Here is a 22,122-nt window from a genome sequence, read left to right on the forward strand (position 1 = left end):
GAAGCGGTGCTGTCGATCCGCGGCGCCGGCATGGTCTACCCCGGCGGCGTGACCGCCCTGGCCGACGTCGACCTCGACATCCACGCCGGGGAGTTCGTCGCCATCGTCGGCCCGTCCGGGTCCGGCAAGTCGACGCTGCTCAACATCATGGGCACGCTGGACCGGCCTACCTCCGGCGCGGTCCGGATCGCCGGCCGGGACATCGCCGCCCTGCCCGACCGGCGGCTGTCGGCGCTGCGGGCCCGCGAGATCGGTTTCGTGTTCCAGCGGTTCCACCTGGCCGACGGCCTGAGCGCCACCGACAACGTCGCCACCGGCCTGCTCTACGCCGGTGTCGCCCGCCGCCACCGGGCCGCCCTCGCCCGGCAGGCCCTGGACCGGGTCGGCCTGGCCCACCGCGCCGGGCACCGCCCGGATCAGCTGTCCGGCGGTGAACGCCAGCGGGTCGCGATCGCCCGTGCCCTGGTCAACGGGCCGTCGCTGGTGCTCGCCGACGAGCCGACCGGCGCCCTGGACACCGCCAACGGCCAGGCCGTGCTCGCCCTGCTGCACCGGCTCAACGCCGAGGGCGCCACGATCGCGCTGATCACCCACGACCGGGAGATCGCCGCCGCCCTGCCCCGGCGCGTCGAGATCCGCGACGGGCGGCTGATCGCATGATCGACCTGCTTGCCCTCGGCGTGGTCGGGTTGCGTACCCGGCCGGTCCGGGCGGTGCTGTCCGGACTCGGCATCGCGATCGGCATCGCCACGATGATCGTGGTGACCGGCATCCCGGCCTCCAGCCAGGCCGCGCTCGTGCGCGAACTGTCGGCGCTCGGCACCGACACCCTCCAGGCGATGCCCGTTCCGGATCAGAATCCGCCGGCCCGGCTGCCGGAATCGGCGGTGGCGATGGTCCAGCGCATCGGCCCGGTCCGGGCGGTCAGTGCGATCGGCAACACCCACACTCTGGTACGGCGAAACGACCGCACCGACCGCAGTAACGGCAACGGCCTGACCGTCCTGGCCACCCGTCTCGACCTGCTTCCGGTGCTCGACGCCCGGATCGCGTCGGGCCAATGGCTGAACCCGGCCACCGCCGAGTTCCCCACCGTGGTCCTGGGCTCGGTCGCCGCCACCCGGCTCGGCATCACCACCCTGGTCCCCGGCGGGTCCGCGCCGCAGGTGATGATCGCCGACCGCTGGTTCACCGTGGTCGGCGTGCTCGCCCCGATCCCGCTGTCACCCGACATCGACCGGTCGGTGCTCGTCGGCTGGGAGGCGGCCCGTGCCGAGCTGCGTTTCGACGGCCGTCCCACGGTCGTCTACCTGCGCGCCGAGGAGAGCCAGCTGGAGACGGTACGGTCGGTGCTGGCCGAGTCGATCAACCCGGAGCGGCCCGGCCAGGTGCTGGTGACCCGCCCGTCCGACGCGCTCGCCGCCAAACGGGCCACCGAGAGCAGCTTCTCGGTGCTGTTCCTGGCGCTCGCCGCCGTCGCCCTGGTCATCGGCGGTATCGGCGTCGCCAACACGATGGTCGTCTCGGTCCTGGAACGCCGCTCCGAGATCGGCCTGCGACGGGCCCTGGGCGCCACCCGCGGTCAGATCCGGGGCCAGTTCCTCACCGAGTCGATCGTGCTGTCGGCCGCCGGTGGCCTGGCCGGAACCGTGCTCGGCCTGATCGCCACGATCGGTTACGCCCGCTGGCAGGACTGGCCGCTGGTGGTGCCGGCCGAATCGGCGGCGCTCGGCGTGGGCGGCGCCGTCGTCATCGGCGTCCTCGCCGGTGTCTATCCATGTGTGCGGGCCGCCCGTCTGCCCCCGGCGCAGGCCCTGACCAGCGCATGACGGAAGGCGGCGGCCGGGGAGTCCCGGCCGCCGCCTTCTCGTGGGTGCTATGACTTGGCCGCCACCTCACGTTCGCAGGCGGACATGTGCTCCATGCCGAGCCGGATCGACAGCGCGTCGTTGTGCTCGCCGCCCAGCGCGATCGAGATGCCGTCCTCGGACACCTCGACGAGCTTGACGCCCTTGCCCTTCAGGCACTTCACCACGCCGACCGCGAAGTCGCGCGCCTCCGGGTTGGCCGGGTCCTTCTCCCACGGCGGCAGCGGCAGGAACTGCGGCTCACAGATCCGGTTCGCCCGCACTGCCGCGTCGTCGTCGCCCGACTCGGCCACCACCGCCGCGTCGGCCGCCTTCTTCCTCGACTCCTGCGCGTCGAAACCCTGCTCCCGCATGCATTTGTTGTACGGCTCGAGCAGCGCCTCGTACTCCTCGGCGGTCATGCCGAGCTTCTCCCGGGGCCGTTCCGGCCGGGACGCGGCCGCCGACGGCCCGCCCTCCGGCGCGGCACTGCGCAACGTGGCCACCTTCGTCCCGCTGTCCGCCGTGGACGCGTCGCCGGGCGATCCGCAGGCCGACAGCACGAACACCGCGGCCACGGCACCCACCAGCACACACCGACGCATGGGAATCCTCCTGTCCGGGGTGGGGTCCGTCCCCACCGCGCCGGACAGCCTGACGGCCAATGATCAGAAACCGGTCAGGTTCGCGGGCGAATCCCGGATACGGAGGCCCACCCGCGGCTTACCACGGGAATGGCTCGTGCGCGGGGCCTTCGGTTCTCTTCGGAAGCGGACGTGACCCCGGCGCGTCGGCCGGCACTCGCTGTAGTCGCCGCTGATGACGCAGTGGACTGATCCGCGGCGACACGGGGGTGGAGCCGGAGGTTAGGCGGCAGGCTCAGACCCGGGGTGCGGCGGTGGTGTCGCGGACCAGTAGTTCGGTGGGGAGCACGATGTGCTGCGGGGTGATCTCGCCGGAGGTGCGGGTCTGCGCGATGGCCGCGGTCAGCGTGGCGGCGGCGGCACGGCCCTTGGCCGCCACATCCTGGCGTACGGTCGTCAGCGCGGGCTGGATCTGCACAGCCAGCGGGTTGTCGTCGAAACCGACCACCGACAGGTCCTGCGGGACGCGGATGCGCAGGTCGGTCGCGACCTGGAGGACCCCGTAGGCGACGACGTCGGAGAAGCAGAGGATCGCGGTCGGGCGGTCGGGGCGATCGAGCAGCAGGCGGGCGGCGTGGCGGGCGGGTTCGAGGCCGGTGCCGTCCTGGCGTACCGCCAGCGGGGTGATGCCGGCCGGGCGCAGGGCGTCCTGCCAGCCGAGCAGCCGCTCGCGGGAAGCGTGGCCGTCGAGCTTGATCGCCGACGGGTCGACGACGCCGTGTGGGCCGTGCAGGCCGGACAGCAGTAGTCCGATGTGGCGGTGGCCGAGGTCGAGCAGGTGCTGCGCGGCCGTCCGGCCACCGTTGCGGTCGTCGACGTTGATGCTGGAGATGTGCGCGACCGGGTCCTGGTCGACGTAGACCAGCGGCAGTCTGCGGCGGGTCAGGACGTCGACGACCGAGGACGTCGGGTCGCAGGAGTAGATCAGCGCGCCGTCCATGGCGACGTCCCGGGCGGGGATGATGGCGCCGCTGTCGGAGGAGGTGAGCAGGGTGATCGCCAGGCCGGTCGGGGCGAGCTGTTCGGCGATGGCGCCGAGGAAGCTGGTGGCGACCAGGTCGGTGAAGGCGTAGTTCAGCGACGAGGTCAGGACGATCCCGATGGTGCCGGTGGTGCCTTTGGCCAGGGCGCGGGCGGCGGGGTCGGGGCCGACGTAGCCGAGTTCCTCGGCGGCGGCGAGGATGCGCGAGCGCAGGGCGGCGGAGAGTTGGTCGGGTTTGGAGAAGGCGTTGGACACGGTCATCCGGCTCACGCCGACCTGATCGGCGATCGTCTGCAATGTCACGCGTGGCGCCACGTCACCGCCGGTTTCTCCCGCTGTCTGGCCGTCGAGGGCCACGATAGCGCCGTGCCGGCGGTGCGGGTCAGGTCGGGGCGATGGCATGGGCCGCCCGGATCAGGCCGCGGGCCAGGCCGGCGCGGATCCTCCGGGTGCGGCGGGGACGTTCCGTGTGCGGGACGATCGGGGCTTCGGGGCGGGCGCTTTCGGCTTCGTGGCGGGCGCTGGCGACGGCGGTGATGATCGCGACGGGGAAGTTCACGGCATCCTCCTCAATCGACCTCTGTACCGGTACAGTAACTCCGCCGTCTTTACCGGTCAAGAATCGCCAGATGTCATTCGCCTGTCCGCGGTTGGTGCCTGCGATCACCGGTCGTCGCCGACGGCGGTTCAACCGGTGATCGTGGTGGGCGCCGGGCCGGTCGGGCTCGGCGCGGCGCTCGAACTGGCCCGGTTCGGGGACCCGAGCGTCGTGCTGGAGCAGCGGCCGGTGCCGTCCGCACATCCGAAGACCCGCAACTTCGACACCCGGACCATGGAGATCGCCCGGGGCTGGGGTCTGCCGGCCTACCAGCGGTTCCGGTCCGTGGACACCCCGCCGGGCCGGAAGAGCCCGATCCGTACGGGCTCGACGCGGTCACCTGGCGCGGCCTGGCCCGGCGGCTCGGCGCCGACCCGATGAGCCTCTACCACCACCTCGACGGCCGCGACGCGCTGCTCGACGCGATCACCGAGTCCGTCCTGGCCGGCATCGACCCACCGCCGCCCACTGGCGTGTTCGCCGATGACGTGCGAGCCCTCGCGGTGGCCTTCCGAGCCGTAGCCCTGCGCCATCCGCGCTGTGCGCCCCTGGTCCTGACCCGGCAACTCGGGTCGTTCGCCGGGCTTCGGCCTGCGTGACATCGCCGAACCCGGCCGGCGTATCGGCGCGGCCCGGCACTTCATCCGGCCGGTCCTCGACGCCGGCGACGCCGCCTGGCCACCCGCCAGCCGCCTTCGCCACCGCGAGAACGCTGAGAGTCCTGCTCATGCGTATGAGCGCGTCACGTCAACCAATGAGGACGCGGATGTGGGAGTCCCAGGCGTCCTCGTCGACCGGGAACGCGGTGGCGGAGGCGCCGGCTGCCGGTGCGGCGAACTTGTAGCCGACCTGGCGGACGGTGCCGATCATCCGCTCGCAGCGTGGACCGAGTTTGGCCCGCAGGCGGCGGACATGGACGTCGACCGTGCGGGTTCCGCCGAAGTAGTCGTAGCCCCAGACCTCGCGCAGCAGCTGATCGCGGCTGAACACCCGGCCGGGCTGCTGGGCGAGGAACTTGAGGAGCTCGAACTCCTTGTACGTCAGTGACAGGGTTTCGCCGTTCAGTTTGGCGGTGTAGCTGTGGGGGTCGATGCTCAGGCCGCCGATGTGGATCGACTCGGTCCCGGTCGTGGTCTGCGACCCCTGCCGCGCCACCGCCATGGTCAGCCGGGCCGCCACCTCCGCCGGGCCCGCGGTCGTCAGCACGAAGTCGTCGACACACCAGTCGACCGCGACGGCGGCCAGGCCGGCTTCCCGGACCAGGGCGATCAGCGGTGCGCTCAGCCCTGCCGCACTTAGCGCGCGACAGGTCGTGCGGGCCTGGTTCAGCTGCTCGCAGGCGTCGACCAGGACCACGGCCACGTGCGGGTCCTTGGCCGCCTCGGCCCACTTGCCGCGGGGCGAGACCTGAACGGAGTACGGCAGCAGGTCCAGTGCCGGCAACACATCGGGTTGGTTGTCGGTCAGCAGGAGAAGTTTCATGGCAACCCTTCCGTGGCACCGCGAGAGCAGGAATGCCGTCCAAGATCCTGGAGCCGCCGGCGGATGTGGGCCGAGCTCGGCTGAACGCTAATCGCGGACTGTTACCAACGGATATCGTGCCGATGCGCTCCCGCTGGCCGGACGTTCGAAACGCCGCGACCTGCGTCACACCCCGTCACCTGGTGATGGGGTGTGACCGACCGGGTTCTCGCCGGCGACCACTTACACGTGTCAGTCTCGGTGATCGCTAGCATGTAGCGTGGCGGGACGGCGGTGCACCTGGTGCCGCGCCCGACGGAGCGGATTGTGGGGAGGCCACGGTGGCGGCGCGAGTGACCAGCTCGGATGTGGCCGCGCTGGCCGGAGTGTCCCGGGCCACGGTCAGCTACGTGTTGACGGGCAACAGTCGCCAGACCATTCCGACGGAGACCCGGGAACGTGTCCGGGCGGCCGCGGCCCAACTCGGCTATCGGGTGAACGCCCACGCCCGGGCCCTGGTGCGGGGCCGGTCCAGCCTGGTGCTGCTGATCCTGCCGGATCTTCCGGGCACGGATGTCCGCTCCCACTTCGTCGGCCGCGCCACCGCGCGGATTGCTGCGGATGGGTATTCCCTTGTGCTGTGGACTGCCGGGCAGGGCGAGTCGCTCGAGGCGTTGCTGGAGAATCTGACACCGGCGGCGGTGCTGACCCTGTTCGAGCCGCCGAAACAGGACACGGCGGTGCTCCGGGCAGCCGGCATCCCGTACTTCTGCGCCTCGACCGATGCAGAGACCTCAGCGAACGACGTCGATGCGGCCACCGGCCGGTTGCAGGTACGACATCTGGCGGGGGCCGGGCACCTGCGGATCGGTTTCCTCACCACGTCCGACCACCGGCTCCAGCGGTTCGCTGCCGGGCGTGTCGACGGCGCCCGGCGCATGGCAGCCGAGCTGGGCCTGCCCGAGCTGGTGGTGCACGCCGTGCCGGACGCCGGCCCGGCCCGGCTCGCCGAGACCCAGGCGGTGCTGCGGCGATGGCGGCAGGGGCCCGCCCCGGTGACCGCGCTGTGCTGTTACAACGACAACTACGCGGCTCTGGCCAACCGGGCGGCCCACCTCGAGAACATCGACATCCCCGGGGAACTGTCGTTGATCGGGGTGGACGACGACGAGATGTCGGCATTTCTCGATCCGCCCTTGACCACGGTGATCATCGATATCGAGGGTGTCGCCGATCACCTCGTCGCCGGTTTCAACCACCGGCTGGGGGCCGGGCCGGAACCCGGCCCGGCCCCCAGGCCACGTATCGAGGTACTGCCACGTGAGTCTGTCGCCCGGCTGTCGCCGGAACCCTGACTCCTTCCACCGCCTTCTCCGTCTACCCCTGGCCGAGCCGGTCGGCGAGGAAGGTCACCGAGCGGGCGACCAGTTCATCCACATTGTCGGCGCCGAGGAAGATGTGGTCGGCGCCGTCGACGAGCACGAGTTCGACCGGCACGCCGACTTCCTGCAGCGCATCGTCGAGGAGTTCGCTCTGGCTCGACGGCACAAGCCGGTCCGCGGTGCCGTGCAGGAGCAGGAACGGCGGCGCACCCGCGTGGACCAGGCTGATCGGGTCGGCGGTCACCCTGGTGGCTTCGTCGACGCCGTCGAGCAGCACTTTGATGGGCTCCTGCAACAGCTCCGGCGGGGCGAACGCGGCGGCCTCGGGCGGCATGGCGAGCGGTGGCATCGAGTCCAGGGCCGCCACGCCGTACCAGACCACCGCGGCGACGACCGGGATGGACGGCCCGGCGATGCCGTGCCGGCCTTCCAGTTCGGGCCGCCCGCAGGTCAGCGCGATCAGGGAGGTCAGGTGGCCGCCGGCCGACTCGCCCCACACGCCGATCCGGCTGGTGTCCACCCCGAGATCGGTGCCGAAGTGCCGTAGCCACCGCAGCGCCGCTTTGGCGTCGGTCAGCTGGGCCGGGAACTGCGCCTCGGACGCGTGCCGGTAGTCGATCGTCGCGACCGCCAGTCCCGCGGCGAGCAGCTCCTCGAAGAGCTGGTTGGGGCGTAGCGTCGGCGGGAAATAGCGCCGGTCACCCATCATCCAGCCGCCGCCGTGGGTCCACAGCACCAGGCCGGGGGTCCGGCCGCCGGGGTCCGGGGCCGGTACCCACAGGTCGAGTTGCAGGGGCCGGTATCCCGGAATGTTGGCGTACGAGATGCCCGCATGGTGGCGGCTGCCGTCGGGGCGGATCACCGGTTCGGTCGGGGGCAGGAATGCCGGTGGGAACGGCGGCTTCTCGGCAGTGGCAGTCATGCTGCCCTCCTCGGTTGTCGGAAAACTGGCGGACGCGTTTACCGAACCTTGCGGACCGGCAGGATCAGGAGAGCGCCGACGATCGCGATGGCGGCGGCGGTGAGGAACAGCGCGGCGAAGTTGGATTCGCCGCCGGTCGAGCCGATGGCGAGCAGCGCTGGCGCGGCCGCCGGCACGAGGGAACCGGGCAGCACGCTGGCGATGTTGAGGACGCCCAGGTCCTTGCCCATCGTCGCCGTGCTCGGCAGTACGCGCGTCACCAGCACCAGGTCGACGGCCAGGTATATGCCCTGCCCGAATCCGAGTACGGCGATGCCGGCGAGGAACGTTCCGAACGAGTCCACCACACTGATCCCCGCGAGACCGCCCGCGAAGATCACCGCGGACGCCCAGACGAACGGCTTGCGCCGGTCGAGCCGGTCCGAGACCTTGCCGGCCAGCAGCGCCCCGGCGGTCGAGGTGATCGCCAGGACGAGCGAGGCGACCGCCATCCTGGCGGGAATCTCCGCCGGATCGACGTTCAATTGCCCGATGAGAAAGAACACCTGGTACGTGTTGATCGCCGCGATACCGATGAACAGGGCGAAGCGGCTGAACCAGGCGAAACCGTAGTCGCGGTGCTTGACCGGGTTGACCCAGAAGGTGGTGACGATGCCGCCCAGAGTCAGTGGCGGGCGGTCCGCTCGGGACAGCCGCCGGTCCGGCAGCGCCACCGCGAAGAGGATCCCGGCTGCGGCGGCGAGAACCGCGGGGACCAGGAACATCGGGGTCAGCGCCGGGCTCAGGGCGCCGAGGACGACCGACACCACGACGATACCGAAGGTCTGGGCGCCGCCCACCACGCCGGAGATCAGTCCGCGGCGATCCGGCGCGAACTGGTCGGCAATGCTGGCTATCAGCGCCGACAGGACCAGGTTGCCGCCGAGTTGAGCGACGCAGAACCCGAGAGCGAGCGCGATCCCACTGGCCGCCTGACTGGTGAGGTAGTAGCCGAGCGTCGCGACGAGTGATCCCGCGATCACGTACGGCCGGCGCATGCCGATGCGAGCTACCGTGCGGTCGCTCAACTGGCCGGTGATCGGCCCGGTGACCAGGGCGACCAGGGTGCCGAGGGCGGAGACCAGCGAGACGATGCCAGTGGCGCCATCCGGGTCGATCTGCTGCGCTTTCAGAGGGATGGCGGTGATGGCGATCGCCAGGTTCGTACCGAAGCCGAAAAGTAGGGCCACCGCGTACGCGGCGACCAGCCGTCCTTCGTGCTTCTTCCGGCGCTGGCTGGGGAGAAGTAGATCGTCCGGGACGGCGACGGCCGGGTCCGAGGTGGTTGTCGGAGGGGCAAGGACGGACGCTGCGGGCAAATCGCCGGAGTCAGCAGGCATGACGTCTCCTCATCAGCACTTACTCGCGTCACTTACGCGAGTAAGTGACGGCGGACACGTTAACACCTCGGCCGATACTTGACCATCACCGGAAAGACACGGAGCCGAAATCGACCGCGACCCGGGCCGTGACCGCAGGGTGAGAACGCGTTCCAGGCGTTCACCACCCGGTCGGCGCAGTCTCCGGCCGGGGTGGCGACGGTGAGGGCGACCGCCTCGACGGTGACCGTCGCCCACCAGGCGCCCTGCGCGGTGAACACCTGCGTTAGGCGGGCGGCGGCGCGATCGCCGGATCATGAGCAGGGTGAGCAGCCCGGTCACCGCCGCGGCGGCGACCACCGTGGCGGCGGCGAACGACGATGCCACGGTGGCGCTGCCCGCCGTGGACAGGCCGGGTTCGTCGGCGGCCGACGGCACCGGGAGCGGGTCGCTGGACTTGCTGACTACCGTGGCGATCCAGGACCTCGCCTCCGGTACGTCGTAGTTCCCGGCGTGCGGCTGGTTCCAGGCGAGCCGGAAGTTGACGTCCTTGACCTGACGGTCCGCGGTGAGTGCCCGGTCCGGGTTTATCGAGACGGTGAACGCGGTGTCGCGGTCCCGGGTGCCGTTACGGACGTACCAGTACGGCGCGGTGTCGGCGCTGGCGCCGATGAAGTCCATCGGGTCGATCAGGTGCACCTGGTCGTCGACGTCGGTGTTCTTCCTGCGGTTGGTTTCGGCCCCGCTGGTGGTGTTCCCGTTGACGCCGAGCGGGTCGAAGGCCGGTGTGGTGTTCAGGGTCGCCTGGGTGGCCTCCGTATCAGCGGATCAGGGGGTGACCGAGCGACGCCGGTCCAGGAGCCAGGTCGCCACCGCGGCGGCCGCCAGTGGCACGGTGACCAGGAATGCCGCCCGTAGATCGGTGGTCACGGCGAGGCGTGCCAGCAGGTTCGGCGCGATCAGGATCGCGACTCCGGAGGCGAACGCGCCGAGACTGGCTCCGGCTGTCCGGTGCAGTCCCGGGGTGGCCATCAGGTCAGCGAGCCCCAGTGGGTAGAGCGGGGCCACGCCGAGCCCGGCTGCCAGCAGCGCGAGCGTCGTCGCCGTGCTCGATTCGGTGAGCGCGGTGACCAGTCCGGCCGCCGCGGCCAGGCCGGCGCCGAGCGGGATGGCGGGGATCCGCTGGATCAGCCGGCTGCCGAAGGTCCGGCCGAGCGCCATGCCGAGTGGGAAGGCGATGGCCAGTGCGGCGGCGGTGGCCATCGGCGCACCGGTGTTCCGGAGCCGGGTGACCGCGAAGACGGTGAAACAGAACTCGAGGCCGACCACGAGCACCAGCCGGCTCCAGCGCAGGGCGAGCACCCCGGTCGGCGGTCTGCCGGCGGCGGACGGGATCTCCGCCGGTTGGGCCGCCGCAGTTCCGGGCACCGGTCGTGTCACGACGACCAGCAGCAGCGGTAGCGTGGCCAGCAGGGCCAGGCGTCCGTCGAGGCCGAGCTGTTCGAGGCCGGCGTAGCCGGCCGGCGCCAGGATCGCGGCAGCGCTGGCGGCGCCGTTGACGCGAGTCAGCCGGAACCCGGCGGTGGGGCCGGTGAGCAGGGCCGGGGCGGCGAGCACGATGGTGGCCGTGCCCAGCCCGGTCAGGGTCGCGGCGGCGACCGCGGTGGCCAGGTTCGGCGCCAGCGCGAGCAGGGTCGCTCCGGCGGCTACGATCAGGGCCGCGGCTCGCAGTGCCAGGCCTGGGCCGCGGCGCAGGATCAGCCCGCCCAACGGCGCGACCACCAGCAGGCCGATCGCAAAGGCCGAGGAGATCCAGGTCAGGCTCTGCACGGGTACGGCCAGATCGCGGGCCAGTACGGCGATCAGGCCGCCGATGCCGGTCAGCAGGTATCCGACGACGGCCAGGGCGACACCGACACTCAGGTCGGGGCCGGATGCCCGGGCCGGGGTTTCGATGGCGACATCGCCGGAGTGCCGAGCTGTCCCGATCATGGCAGGTGCCCGGCGTCGGCGAGCGGTGCGGACCAGGCCCGCTCGACGGCGGCCCGCGAGTCCACCAGGGTACCGTCCATGTCCATTAGTACTGCTCTGACCTGTTCCACCCGCACCGCGAACTCCTCTCACCGAATAAACTCGTGGAACGAGCGTAATCCTGGAAGGTCGCCCGATGCCAGATCCGATGCCCGCCCCGCCGACCGTCACCGGCCGCGCCAGCACCGCCCGGCTGGCCCGCTGGCAAGGGGCGGTCGAGGTGCTGGCACACCTGCGCGGCACTCCCGGAGTCACCCGCGCCGCGCTGGCCCGCGACCTCGGGCTCGGCAGCGGCACCGCCACCGAGCTGCTCGGCCGGCTACGCGACGCCCACCTGCTGGCCGAGCAGCCGGCCCCGGCCACCGGCCGGGGCCGGCCCACCACGATCCTGCGAGCACACCCGGCCGGCCCACTCGTCCTTGTCATCGACGTCCGGCACGAGGAATGGAGGATTGCCGTCGCCGCACTCGACGGCACACTCACCGACGACACCCGCATGCGGCACGCCGCACGCGACCCCCGCCGGGTTCGTGACGCACTCACCGAGGCGGTCCGGACGACGGTGCGGCGGCTGCCCGGACGCATCCGCGCGGTGTCCCTGGCCATCGCCGGCACCGTCCAGGAGCAGCGGCTCGTGCAGGCCAGCGCGATGGGCTGGGGTCCGATCGACCTCGCCCCGATCGTCGCCGGCACCGGGCTTCCGCTCATCGCCGGCAACGACGCCACCCTCGCCGGCGTCGCCGAGGCCCGTACCGGCGCCGCCCACGGCCACCGCGCCGCACTGCATCTGCTGATCGAGGTCGGCATCGGTGGTGTCACCGTGGTGGACGGCCGGCCCATCACCGGTGCCCTCGGCGCCGGCGGCGAGTTCGGCCACCTGCCCTTCGGCGACCCCACCCGGCCCTGTCCGTGCGGCGCGTACGGCTGCTGGGACCTGGAGATCGACGGCCGGGCACTGGCCCGCCACCTCGGCGCGCCGCCGCCCGCCGACCCCCGCAGCTACGCCCGTGACCTGCTCACCGAGGTGGAACGCACCGCCGGGCAGTCGTCCCCGGCCGCCACCGCGCTGCATACCGTCGCGGCCGCGTTCGGCCGCGGCGTGGCCGGGCTGGTCAACGCCCACGATCCCGACGTGGTCACCATCGGCGGGCTGGCCATCAGGCTTCGTCAGGCCGCCCCCGAGGCGTTCGCCCGCGCCTACCACGCGGGACTGATGACCTTCCGCCGGGACCGGCCGCCGCCCGTGCGTGATGCCCAGCACGGCGACGACGGCGCTCTGCACGGTGCCGCGATGCTCGGGCTGGACGCGATCACCAACGTGGAGGCGCTCGCCGACTGGCACCGCCGCCGGTGAAGCCGCTCGCGAGGCCGGACGGCGAGGGCATTCTTCAGTCGCGGGCCGCCGGCCGGCATCAGTCGACCGCTGCTGCGGCCTCCCGTTCCCGGTAGTAGTCGCTGGCCAGCACTGGCGGATAGTCCGTGCCGCCACCGATCGGGGGCGCGAGTGGCATGACGACCCGGTCCATGTCCGATTCGCAGAAGACGATGAGGCTGATCAGTTCCTCGTTCGGGTCGGCCTGCGGCGGTGGCAGCACGCGGTGCCGGGTGGAACGCCATCGGTCGCCGGTCCACCGGGCGAGCAGGTCGGCGATGTTGACGGTGAAGGCGCCCGGCACGTACGGCGCGTCCGCCCACTCACCGTCGAGGGTCTGCACCTGGAGCCCGCCGTAGCCCGGCTGCCGGTCGAGGATGGTCAGGATCCCCCAGTCGGTGTGCGGTGCGACCCGGAATTGTCCCTCGAGCGGCGTACCGGTGACCGACAGCGCCGGATAGCGGTTGATGTTGAACGTGTATGGCGCATTTTTGGACCGCTCGACGAAGTAGCCGGGTTCCAGCCCGAGCGCGGTGGCCAGCACCTCCAGCAACTCCCGGTAGAGGTCCTGGACCTGCGCGGCGTATTCGGTCACCGGTTCTCGCAGGCCGGGCACTTCAGCCGGCCAGACATTCGCCACGAACCAGGCGGGGTCGCCGGCCGGCTCCTCACGCCCGAGCGTGAAGGTCTCCTTCAGGTCGGCCTTCTGCGCATCGGCGACCTCCCCGTAGAAGGCGTTCGCCTCCCGGCCACAAGCTATCCACCCCCGCCCACCGACGCCCGTCGCGTACGCCTGCTTGGCGGTGTCGGGCAGCGCGAAGAACACGCGGGACGACTCACGGATGCTCTCCTTGAGCGAATCGTCGATGCCGTGCCCGCTGACCAGGAAGAACCCGGAGTCCTGCATGGCACGGTCGAGCCGGGCGGCGAGTGCGGCGCGCTCCTCGATCCCGGCGGCCCGCCAAGCGCTGATGTCGAAGAGTGGAATGTCCGGCATGCTCATGAACCACATCCCCGTCGAAAAGCAAAACGTCCCAAAGATCCACCTCTACCGTACGTGGCGACTGTTACACAGCCGCGCACCCTGCGCGGCAACCCGTGGTGACGGGTCCGGTGATCGCCTCAGCTCTTGCCGCCCCCGCGCAGCATGCGCTCCCTGCGTGCCGATCGGGCCCGACGAGGTGCGGGCCAGGAAGGCGTCGCGGACCTGCCGGGCGGTGATCTCCCGGCGAAGCGCGTCGACGAGCCGGTGGACCACCGGCGGCGGCGCGAGCACGTAGTCCGGGGGGACACAGGTCTGACCGGTGTTGAGCAGCTTGCCCCAGGCCAGCCACTTGGCTGCGGTGTCGATGTCGGCGCTCTCGTCGACGTAGACCGGGGACTTGCCGCCCAGTTCCAGGGTGACCAGGGTGAGATGTCTGGCGGCCGCGGCCATCACGATGCGCCCGACCGTACCGTTGCCGGTGTAGAAGATGTGGTCCCAGCGCGACGTCAGCAACTCGGTGGTCTCCTCGACGCCGCCCTCGACAAGGGTGATCGCCCGCTGGTCGAGGTCCTTCGGGAAGAGCCGGCTCAGCAGCGCCGAGGTCTCGGGCGCGAGTTCGTTGGGTTTGGCCACGACGGCGTTGCCGGCCGCGATCGCGCCGATCATCGGGACGAGCAGCAGGTGAACCGGGTATTTCCAGGGCGCGATGATCAGTACGGTCCCGAGCGGCTGCCGCCGCCCGCTTCGCGAGAGCCTCGGCGTGCAGCTTGCGGGCGTTGGCGATCAGGTTGACCGCGTCGGGGCCCCCACATGACCCGGACGAAGTGGCGCTCCGCCCGTGGCCGCTGCATCAACCAGATCATCGGCAGCGAGAGCTTGCGGATGACGTACGCCCGCCTGCTCTGTCCGGGGCTGAGCCCGGCACACGCCCGCGCCTTGCCGGAAAGGGCTCCGTAGGCGGGTTTCTGCCAGGCCAGGTAGTTGATGATGATCTGCCAGACGGCGCCGACCAGCCGCAGGTACTCGCCCATCTCGGCCACGTAGCGGTCCCGCGGTTCGGGGGCGAGGCGGTGCGGGAATCGGCCGTCGCGAAAGGCGAAGGCCTCGTAGATCCAGAGCAGCGGATGCCGTTCGGTGATCGCCGCCCACATCGTTCGTCCTATTTGACCTTGACGGCATCGACCGCGGCAGCGGCGCTGCGCGCGGGACCGCCGGCATAGACGGCTTTCCAGACGCCGCTCCTGGTAGCGGTGAACTTCGTGCTGTAGAAGCCCTTGGAGTTCGTCCTGGTGGTGCCCTTGTAGGTGTAGGCCTTCGCCCCGTTGGCTTTGAAGTAGACCTGGACCGGAATGCCGGCGGCGACCCTGCCGTCGACCCTCAGGGCACCCTTGGTGGTGATCTTGCGACCCTTGACGACGGGCTCGGGAGTCGCGTTCAGCGTCAGGTTCGACGGCCGTTTGACGTACAGGAATGTGTTGATCCTGTTCGTGTACTGCGCCGCTTCCCGGAACGGCTGCACCATTCCGTAGGCGGTGACCGTGTACCTGCCCGCCGTGTATTTGCCGCAGATCGGAGCCGAACCACGGTAGGTGGCCGTCGAGCCGACCTGTGCGAGATAGCGGAAATCCCGGAAGCCACCGGAAACGGGCGGACCCGAGATGTCGACGACGACGGTGCTGACCTCGAAAGGACCGTCGACCTCGGTCGGGAGCGGGGCACTGAGCACCGCGGTGAAGATGGCGTTCGTGCAACCGGCCTTGGAACCGAGCACGAAGACGTTCCGGCTGACGGTGAACGAATTCAAGGTGATGTCGAGTTCTGCCGCTTGAGCCGGAGCGCCGGCGACGAGCACACCAGCGGCGGGAACGGCGGCCAGTAGAGCGGCAAGAGTTCGCGTACGCATGGCAGTCATGACGAAGAACGCTACGGATTCGCCGCTCCGCAGGTGATCCCGCTCGATGTACAGAATGCAAACATTCGGATTCCTAAATGCAAATGTCACCGCATGTCACCCGTCGTCGGCCGCAGCAGCGGACATCGAGCCGTCTCGGCCTTCGGCTCCCTGGGCGCGGTCACCGAGCAGGGCCTGACCGAGGCCGCCGACCTGAAGGCCGCTGCCGGCGCCGGCTGACCCGGCCGCCCGCCCCTGATGGGTCGTTACCGGTTCGTTATCGGCGATCGCGAACTGGCGGATGACCTTGCGCATCGCACTGGATGACAGCACGACAGACCCATGCTCGAGGAGAACCGAGAACCATGCGTGCCCTCATCCTTACCGGAACCATCGCCCTCGTCGCATTCGCCGGCGCCTGCTCGTCATCGGTCGAACACGTCGACGGCGCCGCGCAGCCGGTGGGTGGCGCAACGAAGACTGCCACGGCCGGCCCGTCCACCACGACGACGGCAAAGCCGTCCAGCCCGGCGGCGCCCTCCTCGCCGGGCGGAGTGAAGAGCCCGGCCAGTCCCTGCCCGGTCAAGGCCGCGACGCTGTACAGCGCGCTGCGCGACAGCGAGTTCTACGAGCCGGCGGGTCGGCCGGACGGCCTGGCCAAGCCGGCCTGCTATCAGGGGTACGCGTACGCGCTCTCCACCTTTGAAGCGCCGCCGCAGGGCGAAGTGGCCTCGGTCCTGTTCAAGTTCGACACCGGGGCCGGCAGTTGGGAGGCGCTGAACATCGGCACCGGCGGCGTCTGTGACGGCTTTGTCTCCCAGGCCGTCCAGGACCGCCTCGGCGCGGGCGGCGACAGCGGCTGCTGATCGCCCGCGCCGAGCCCGGGAAGCGGATCGGGGCCCTCAGGTGATGTCGGCACCAGACCGGACCGGGTGTCCGGCGCGTGCGCAGCTGACGATTCGCGCAGCATTCACGTCGCGGTCGGTGGACGTGGTATTCGTGATCATCACTGTCGCCGTAGGGTCTGCCCAACTTCCGAAAGGCGGACCCATGTCGATGTCACGTGTGCGTACCGGACTGGCCGGGCTCGTGAGCGCGGTCCTGGTCGTGACGCTTACCGCCGGTGTCCCGGCCGCCGGGGCGTCCCCGGCGGCAGTGCTGGTCGAGGATCCGGCGAGTTACGTGGACCCGTTCATCGGAACCTCCCGCGGCGGCAATACCTGGCCCGGTGCGACGCGGCCGTTCGGCATGATCGCGTGGAGCCCGACCAGCACCAACGGGGATCAGACCAGCACCGGCGCCGCCAACGGCTACGAGTACAACGTGACCAAGGTTCGTGGCTTCAGCCTGACCCACGTCAACGGGGCCGGCTGCAATCCGGGCGCCGCGGGGGACGTGCCGATCATGCCCTACGTGGGTGAGGTCACCAGCTCACCGACCGCGGACACCCGCGACCAGCGGTACGTCTCCACGTTCTCGCACACCAGCGAGTCGGCCAGCCCCGGCCGCTACACCGTCGGCCTCGACAACGGGGTACGCACCGATCTCGCCGTCAGCACCCGGGCCGGGATCGCCGGCTTCACGTTTCCGGCCGGCTCGGCGGCCAATCTGCTGTTCCGTACGTCCAACTCGCTCAACGGCAGCGAGGACGCCCGGATCACCATCGACCCCGCCACCCGTACGGTGACCGGATCCGTCCTGACCGGCGGCTTCTGCGGCCGGCGGGGCAACGGCGGAGGGGCCGCCAACCCGAATCGGCGGTCGTACTACCGCCTGTACTTCAGCGCCGTCTTCGACCGGGACTTCGCCGGCACCGGCACCTGGCAGAACGCGACCGTCACCCCGGGCGGCACCACCGCGACCGGAGGAGAGGGATACCTCACCGGCGCCGACCGGGCCGGAAAGGGATCCGGCGGCTGGGTCGGCTTCGACACCTCCACCGGCGGCGGCGACGTGCGGATGCGGATCGGCATCTCGTACGTGAGCGAGGCGGGCGCCGCGGCGAACCGTGACGCCGAGGTACCCGCCACCGCGACCGTCGACTCCGTCGCCGCGGCCGCCCGTGACGCCTGGAACACCGAGCTCGGGCGCGTCCAGGTCGCCGGTGGCACCGACGCCCGCACGCGGGCCTTCTACACGGCGGTCTACCACTCGCTGATGCAGCCGCAGACCATCAGCGACGTCGACGGCCGCTACCTCGGCGCGGACCTGCAGATCCACACCGTCCGGGCCGGCCGGCACCAGGCGTACGGAACGTTCTCCGGCTGGGACCAGTACCGCGCGCAGATCCAGTTGCTGGCCCTGCTGCGACCCGACGTCGCCGGCGACATGGCCCAGTCGATGCTGGACTTCGCCGGCCAGAACCGCGGCGTCTGGGACCGCTGGTTGCACCTGGGCGCGGGCACCCATGTCATGACCGGGGATCCGGCCGCGCCGACGCTGGCCACCTTCTCCGCCATGGGGGTGCGCGACTTCGACGCCGACGCCGCGCTCACCTCGCTGGTCCGGCAGGCCACCGTGCAGAACCCCGACGCACTCTCGGACATCGGCTGCCCGGGACAGTGCCTCGGCCAGCGGCCGACCCTCGACACCTACCTGGCACTGAGGTACGCCGCGAACGACATCTGCCACTGCTGGGGCGGAGCCGCCGAGACCCTGGAGAACTCGCTCGCCGACTTCTCGCTGGCGATGTGGGCGCGCCGGGCCGGGCGCGACGACCTGTACCGCCGGCTACTGCCGCGCGGCGACTACTGGAAGAACACCTACAACCCCGCGGTCGGTTACCAGGCGGCCCGCCGTGCCGACGGCAGCTGGCAGAGCGGTTTCACCCCGTCGACCGACGCCGGGTTCGCGCAGGGCTCCAGCGCCACGTACACCTGGATGGTGCCGCAGGACGTCTCCGGGCTGGCGGCGCTGATGGGCGGCCGGGAGGCCGCGGCGGCGCGGCTCGACGGGTTCTTCCACGACGAGAGCGGTAACTGGGCGGTGCTCGGCGGCAACGCCCTGCGCTACGACCCGACCAACGAGCCGGGCATCCACGCGCCCTGGCTCTACAACGGGCTCGGTCAGCCCTGGAAGACCCAGGAGACGGTGCGGCAGATCCTCGACACCGCGTACGGAACGGGGCCGGGCGGGCTGCCCGGCAACGACGACCTCGGCACGATGAGCGCCTGGTACGTGTTCGCGGCCATCGGTCTGTTCCCGCAGGTGCCGGGCCGCGCGGAAATGCTGCTGGGCAGCCCGGTCTTCACCCACATCGAGATCCGGCGCAGCAACGGGGTACGGCTCGTCGTCACCGCCGACACCACCGACACGTACGTGCAGAGCGTCCGGCTCGACGGGTCGGCGCTGCGCCGTTCGTGGCTGCCGGAGTCGTTCGTGCAGCGCGGCGGCACGGTCGCCGTCACGTCGGGCACGGTCGCGAACCGGACCTGGGCGACCGCGGCCGGGGACCTCCCGAGAGACCACTGAACCGACGGTCAGGCGGCCGGGAGCAGGTCGGCGAGCAGGACCTCGATGCGGGATCTGATCTCGTCGCGGATCGGGCGGACGGCGTCGACGCCCTTGCCGGCCGGGTCCTCCAGCTTCCAGTCCTCGTAGCGCTTGCCCGGGAAGACCGGGCAGGCGTCGCCGCAGCCCATGGTGATGATGACGTCGGATTCCTCGGCGGCGTCCCAGGTCAGTTTGGTGGGGGTCTGGTCGGTGATGTCGATGCCAACCTCTTTCATGGCGTCGACCGCGGCCGGGTTGATCGTGTCGGCGGGGGCGGAGCCTGCGGAGCGGACCTCGACGCGGTCGCCGGCGAGATGGCGCAGCCAGCCGGCGGCCATCTGGGAGCGGCCGGCGTTGTGGACGCAGACGAACAGGACGGTGGGCTTGGTGTCGCTCATGGCTTCGCTTTCTCGGAAGTACTTGTCAGAGGGTGCGGCTGGGTTCGACGACGATGTCGTACGCGGTGTCGCCGACGGTGGGGTAGAGGGCGAGCAGGGCGCCGACGCCGACGATCAGGCCGGCGATCTGGGCGAGGACGAAGCCGGGCACCGAGGCGGGGCTGATGCCGGCGAACGTGTCGGTGAAGGCGCGGCCGATCGTGACGGCCGGGTTGGCGAAGCTCGTCGACGAGGTGAACCAGTAGGCGGCCCCGATGTATGCGCCGACCGCGGCCGGGGCCACGGTGGCCCGCCCGGAGCGGCCCAAGGCGAAGATCAACAGCAGTAGGCCGGCGACGGCGACGATCTCGCCGAGCCACAGGTTGGCGGCGGTGCGGTCCTTCGCCGAGAACGTGACCGGGGCCAGATCGAACATGAGGTTGGCCAGGATCGAGCCGGTGATGGCTCCCAGGGTCTGCGCTCCGGCGTACCCGAAAAGGTCTTTGATCTTCAAACCGGTGCAGGAGCGGCGGCCGAGGAACCAGTCGGCGGCCGAGACCACCGGGTTGAAGTGGGCGCCGGAGACCGGGCCGAAGGTCAGGATGAGCGCGCCGAGGGCGAACGCGGTGGCGACCGAGTTCTCCAGGAGTTGGAGGCCGACGTCGTTCGGGGACAGCGTGGTGGCCATGATGCCGGAGCCGACGACCGCGGTGACCAGGAGCATCGTGCCGAGGAACTCGGCGAGGAGCCGCCGCCAGAGGGTGATCAAGAGGGTGACTCCGGTTCAGTCGGGAAGCCATAGTCGGCTCCGGAGTTGAGGACGGGGGCGATCCGGTCGATGCGGTCGGCGAGGTCGGTGTAGGCGGCTTCGAACGCGTCGTCGGTGTCGACGCGGGCGGGGTCGGGCACGGACCAGTGCAGCCGGGGCCGGACCGGGCCGGTGAGGTCTTCGTGGGCGTTGTCGCAGACGGCGATGATCAGGTCGCCGTCACCGAGGATGTCGTCGACGTGGTGGGTGCCGGCCGGGTCGAGGGCGAGGCCGTGCTCGTGCGCCACCCGGACGGCGCGAGGGTGTACCCGCTGGGCGGGGGCGGTGCCGGCGGAGGCGACCTGGCCGCCGATCCGGTCACGCCACAGGGCCGCGGCGAGCTGGGACCGCGCGGAGTTGTGGGTGCAGACGAACACCACCCGGTCGGCGGTGTCCAGCCGTGGCGCGGTGAGGCTGGAGAGCACGCCGGGGACCAGCCGTAGGTAGGTGCGGCGGCGGTCGCCTTCGGATCGGGTACGCACGAGCAGGCCCGCCTCCTGGAGGACCTTCACGTGGTGGGCGACCAGGTTGGTGGGCATGCCGAGGTCGGTGGCGATCTCGCCGGGGGAGGCGTCGCCGAGGGTGAGCGCGTCGACGATGGCCAGGCGGGCGGGGTCGCCGAGGGCGGCGTGCACCCGGGCCCGCGCCGTCAGCGACGAAGTGTCAGCGTTCATTGAGTCAAGAATGACTGAGCTTTAGCCGTGAGTGCAAGCGCCTGCCGGAGAACCCATCCGGGGCGCCCGTGAGGTTGCCGGCCACCCCTAGACTGCGCCGGTGAATGGTAGTGAGACGCGTTCTGCCCATGCGGGGTTCTGGCTGGTCGCGGTGTTGGCCGGGGCCGTGGTCGTCGTCGACCAGTTGACCAAGCTCTGGGCTGTGTCGGCGCTGGCCGGGCGGGCGCCCGTCGCCGTCATCGGTGAGCTGGTCCAGCTACACCTCACCTACAACGCCGGTGCCGCGTTCTCCTTCGCCGAGCGGTTCACCTGGGTTCTCACCGTCATCACCGCCGCCGCGGTGGTCGCCATCAGCATCGTCGCTGTTCGGGCCAGGTCCCGCGCCTGGATGGTGTCGTTGGGCCTGGTCCTCGGAGGAGCGGCTACACACCTGCTCGACCGCATGTTCCGTGAGCCTGGGCCGGCACGTGGCCATGTCGTCGACTTCATCGACTACTTCGGCTTCTTCGTCGGCAACGTCGCGGACATTTCCCTTGTGGTCGGTGTCGGCCTGGCCGTGCTGCTGAACCTGCGCGGAGTACGCCTGTCCGGCGCCGCCGAGCCCGCGAGGATGGCCCATCCGCGGGGTGAGTGAGACGTTGCAGCACCCGTCCGCGCATGCGCCGGACACCTCCGGCAGTGGCCCCGGAGCGCAACAATTGTCGCCGCGCCAGGCCTCCCGGCCCTCCTTCACAGCGAGCGCCGCGATCACCAGGGCGGCGGCCGGGTCCGCCCAGGACCAGCCGAACAGGCTGTTCAACGCGAGGCCGGCGAGCAGGACCGCGGACAGGTAGGTGCACAGCAGGGTCTGCTTCGAGTCGGCGACCGCGGTAGCAGAGGCGAGTTCCCGGCCGGCGCGGCGTTGGGCGTAGGACAGGCCGGGCATCACCGCGAGCGACACCGCCGCCAGGACCAGGCCGATCGTGGAGTGCCCGGCCTCGCCGTGGCCGAGCAGGGCGCGGACGGACTCGACGGTGACGTAGGCGGCGAGGGCGAAGAACGAGATCGCGATGATCCGCAGCGCGGTCCGCTCGCGGGTCTCGGGGTCACGGCCGGCGAACTGCCAGGCGACCGCTGTGGCGGAGGCGACCTCGATCACCGAGTCCAGCCCGAAGCCGATCAGCGCGGTCGACGAGGCGATCGTTCCGGCGGTGAGCGCGACGACGGCTTCGATGACGTTGTAGCCGATCGTGGCGGCGACCAGGAACCGGATCCGGCAGGTCAGAACAGCCCGGCGTGTGGTGTCGACCGTCATCAGC

25 protein-coding genes and 1 pseudogene are annotated in these 22,122 nt (G+C 70.9%); 11 read left to right on the forward strand and 15 right to left on the reverse strand.

The window, feature by feature from the left end:
* The first annotated feature begins 6 nt into the window (after nt 1-6).
* Together BJ964_RS30005 and BJ964_RS30010 are read left to right on the forward strand one after the other, a co-directional pair.
* Complete coding sequence (locus tag BJ964_RS30005) at nt 7-660, forward strand: ABC transporter ATP-binding protein (RefSeq protein ID WP_407650856.1); 654 nt, start codon at nt 7-9, stop codon at nt 658-660.
* Entirely contained in the window at nt 657-1,829 is a 1,173-nt protein-coding gene (locus BJ964_RS30010; protein ID WP_188123812.1) for an ABC transporter permease, read from the forward strand. The genes BJ964_RS30005 and BJ964_RS30010 overlap by 4 nt, the downstream gene beginning before the upstream one ends.
* A gap of 47 nt (nt 1,830-1,876) precedes the next feature.
* Here BJ964_RS30010 and BJ964_RS30015 read toward each other — a convergent pair whose 3' ends face one another.
* The 3 genes from BJ964_RS30015 to BJ964_RS49210 form a co-directional block, all read right to left on the reverse strand.
* Entirely contained in the window at nt 1,877-2,452 is a 576-nt protein-coding gene (locus tag BJ964_RS30015) for a hypothetical protein (protein ID WP_188123813.1), read from the reverse strand.
* A 274-nt stretch (nt 2,453-2,726) separates the two neighbouring features.
* Nucleotides 2,727-3,776: a LacI family DNA-binding transcriptional regulator gene (locus BJ964_RS30020; RefSeq protein ID WP_229807433.1), complete on the reverse strand. Its 1,050-nt coding sequence runs from the start codon at nt 3,774-3,776 to the stop codon at nt 2,727-2,729.
* 79 nt (nt 3,777-3,855) lie between these two features.
* On the reverse strand, nt 3,856-4,032 hold the full coding sequence (locus tag BJ964_RS49210; RefSeq protein ID WP_188123815.1) for a hypothetical protein: 177 nt from the start codon (nt 4,030-4,032) through the stop codon (nt 3,856-3,858).
* A gap of 135 nt (nt 4,033-4,167) precedes the next feature.
* Here BJ964_RS49210 and BJ964_RS49215 point away from each other — a divergent pair, with 135 nt between their 5' ends.
* On the forward strand, nt 4,168-4,452 hold the full coding sequence (locus tag BJ964_RS49215) for an FAD-dependent monooxygenase (protein WP_203832895.1): 285 nt from the start codon (nt 4,168-4,170) through the stop codon (nt 4,450-4,452).
* Nucleotides 4,449-4,670: a hypothetical protein gene (locus tag BJ964_RS47445; RefSeq protein ID WP_203832894.1), complete on the forward strand. Its 222-nt coding sequence runs from the start codon at nt 4,449-4,451 to the stop codon at nt 4,668-4,670. The genes BJ964_RS49215 and BJ964_RS47445 overlap by 4 nt, the downstream gene beginning before the upstream one ends.
* A gap of 148 nt (nt 4,671-4,818) precedes the next feature.
* On the opposite strand, the gene BJ964_RS30035 is transcribed toward BJ964_RS47445, so the two are convergent.
* The gene (locus tag BJ964_RS30035) at nt 4,819-5,553 is read right to left on the reverse strand and encodes a winged helix-turn-helix transcriptional regulator (RefSeq protein ID WP_188123816.1); all 735 of its coding nucleotides are present in this window, start codon (nt 5,551-5,553) and stop codon (nt 4,819-4,821) included.
* Between the two features lie 320 nt (nt 5,554-5,873).
* Here BJ964_RS30035 and BJ964_RS30040 point away from each other — a divergent pair, with 320 nt between their 5' ends.
* The gene (locus BJ964_RS30040) at nt 5,874-6,887 is read left to right on the forward strand and encodes a LacI family DNA-binding transcriptional regulator (protein WP_188123817.1); all 1,014 of its coding nucleotides are present in this window, start codon (nt 5,874-5,876) and stop codon (nt 6,885-6,887) included.
* 22 nt (nt 6,888-6,909) lie between these two features.
* On the opposite strand, the gene BJ964_RS30045 is transcribed toward BJ964_RS30040, so the two are convergent.
* Both BJ964_RS30045 and BJ964_RS30050 read right to left on the reverse strand, forming a co-directional pair.
* Entirely contained in the window at nt 6,910-7,836 is a 927-nt protein-coding gene (locus tag BJ964_RS30045; protein ID WP_188123818.1) for an alpha/beta hydrolase, read from the reverse strand.
* A 38-nt stretch (nt 7,837-7,874) separates the two neighbouring features.
* Nucleotides 7,875-9,215, reverse strand: coding sequence for an MFS transporter (locus BJ964_RS30050; protein WP_188123819.1), 1,341 nt, complete (start codon nt 9,213-9,215; stop codon nt 7,875-7,877).
* A gap of 304 nt (nt 9,216-9,519) precedes the next feature.
* Between BJ964_RS30050 and BJ964_RS30055 the strand changes: the two genes are divergently transcribed.
* Nucleotides 9,520-9,699, forward strand: a complete 180-nt coding sequence (locus BJ964_RS30055; RefSeq protein WP_188123820.1) for a hypothetical protein — start codon at nt 9,520-9,522, stop codon at nt 9,697-9,699.
* Nucleotides 9,700-10,022: 323 nt separating this feature from the next.
* On the opposite strand, the gene BJ964_RS30060 is transcribed toward BJ964_RS30055, so the two are convergent.
* Nucleotides 10,023-11,186, reverse strand: a complete 1,164-nt coding sequence (locus tag BJ964_RS30060; protein WP_188123821.1) for an MFS transporter — start codon at nt 11,184-11,186, stop codon at nt 10,023-10,025.
* A 175-nt stretch (nt 11,187-11,361) separates the two neighbouring features.
* On the opposite strand from BJ964_RS30060, the gene BJ964_RS30070 reads away from it, so the two are divergent.
* Entirely contained in the window at nt 11,362-12,579 is a 1,218-nt protein-coding gene (locus tag BJ964_RS30070; protein ID WP_229807434.1) for an ROK family transcriptional regulator, read from the forward strand.
* Nucleotides 12,580-12,637: 58 nt separating this feature from the next.
* On the opposite strand, the gene BJ964_RS30075 is transcribed toward BJ964_RS30070, so the two are convergent.
* From BJ964_RS30075 to BJ964_RS30090, 4 genes are read right to left on the reverse strand one after another with little or no spacing between them, the layout of a single operon-like run.
* Nucleotides 12,638-13,600 (reverse strand): isopenicillin N synthase family dioxygenase, encoded by a 963-nt coding sequence (locus tag BJ964_RS30075; protein WP_188123822.1) that lies wholly within the window; start codon nt 13,598-13,600, stop codon nt 12,638-12,640.
* Between the two features lie 45 nt (nt 13,601-13,645).
* Nucleotides 13,646-14,296 carry an aldehyde dehydrogenase family protein gene (locus tag BJ964_RS30080; protein ID WP_188127255.1) on the reverse strand — a complete coding sequence of 217 codons (651 nt, stop codon included), beginning with the start codon at nt 14,294-14,296 and terminating at the stop codon, nt 13,646-13,648.
* On the reverse strand, nt 14,293-14,733 hold the full coding sequence (locus BJ964_RS30085; protein ID WP_188123823.1) for a hypothetical protein: 441 nt from the start codon (nt 14,731-14,733) through the stop codon (nt 14,293-14,295). The genes BJ964_RS30080 and BJ964_RS30085 overlap by 4 nt, the downstream gene beginning before the upstream one ends.
* Nucleotides 14,734-14,741: 8 nt before the next feature.
* Nucleotides 14,742-15,494: a hypothetical protein gene (locus BJ964_RS30090; RefSeq protein WP_188123824.1), complete on the reverse strand. Its 753-nt coding sequence runs from the start codon at nt 15,492-15,494 to the stop codon at nt 14,742-14,744.
* A 93-nt stretch (nt 15,495-15,587) separates the two neighbouring features.
* Between BJ964_RS30090 and BJ964_RS48250 the strand changes: the two genes are divergently transcribed.
* The 3 genes from BJ964_RS48250 (at nt 15,588) to BJ964_RS30100 (ending at nt 18,944) form a co-directional block, all read left to right on the forward strand.
* A complete protein-coding gene (locus BJ964_RS48250) occupies nt 15,588-15,713 on the forward strand; it encodes a hypothetical protein (RefSeq protein WP_262479374.1) in 126 nt (41 codons plus the stop codon).
* Between the two features lie 125 nt (nt 15,714-15,838).
* On the forward strand, nt 15,839-16,339 hold the full coding sequence (locus BJ964_RS30095) for a hypothetical protein (protein ID WP_188123825.1): 501 nt from the start codon (nt 15,839-15,841) through the stop codon (nt 16,337-16,339).
* A 184-nt stretch (nt 16,340-16,523) separates the two neighbouring features.
* Nucleotides 16,524-18,944, forward strand: coding sequence for a GH92 family glycosyl hydrolase (locus BJ964_RS30100; protein WP_188123826.1), 2,421 nt, complete (start codon nt 16,524-16,526; stop codon nt 18,942-18,944).
* 8 nt (nt 18,945-18,952) lie between these two features.
* Here BJ964_RS30100 and BJ964_RS30105 read toward each other — a convergent pair whose 3' ends face one another.
* The 3 genes from BJ964_RS30105 to BJ964_RS30115 are packed head-to-tail and all read right to left on the reverse strand — an operon-like array spanning nt 18,953 to nt 20,824.
* On the reverse strand, nt 18,953-19,363 hold the full coding sequence (locus BJ964_RS30105) for an arsenate reductase ArsC (protein WP_188123827.1): 411 nt from the start codon (nt 19,361-19,363) through the stop codon (nt 18,953-18,955).
* 25 nt (nt 19,364-19,388) lie between these two features.
* A complete protein-coding gene (locus BJ964_RS30110; RefSeq protein WP_229807435.1) occupies nt 19,389-20,111 on the reverse strand; it encodes an aquaporin in 723 nt (240 codons plus the stop codon).
* The gene (locus tag BJ964_RS30115) at nt 20,108-20,824 is read right to left on the reverse strand and encodes an arsenate reductase/protein-tyrosine-phosphatase family protein (RefSeq protein ID WP_188123828.1); all 717 of its coding nucleotides are present in this window, start codon (nt 20,822-20,824) and stop codon (nt 20,108-20,110) included. The genes BJ964_RS30110 and BJ964_RS30115 overlap by 4 nt, the downstream gene beginning before the upstream one ends.
* Nucleotides 20,825-21,026: 202 nt before the next feature.
* On the opposite strand from BJ964_RS30115, the gene BJ964_RS30120 reads away from it, so the two are divergent.
* Nucleotides 21,027-21,458, forward strand: coding sequence for a signal peptidase II (locus BJ964_RS30120; RefSeq protein ID WP_229807437.1), 432 nt, complete (start codon nt 21,027-21,029; stop codon nt 21,456-21,458).
* Here BJ964_RS30120 and BJ964_RS30125 read toward each other — a convergent pair.
* Nucleotides 21,456-22,118: pseudogene (locus BJ964_RS30125) on the reverse strand (cation transporter); the annotation flags it as partial. The gene BJ964_RS30120 and the pseudogene BJ964_RS30125 sit on opposite strands and share 3 nt — an antisense overlap.
* Between the last annotated feature and the right edge of the window lie 4 nt (nt 22,119-22,122).

The organism is Actinoplanes lobatus, from assembly GCF_014205215.1.
In the GTDB taxonomy this organism is placed as follows: Bacteria; Actinomycetota; Actinomycetes; order Mycobacteriales; family Micromonosporaceae; genus Actinoplanes; species Actinoplanes lobatus.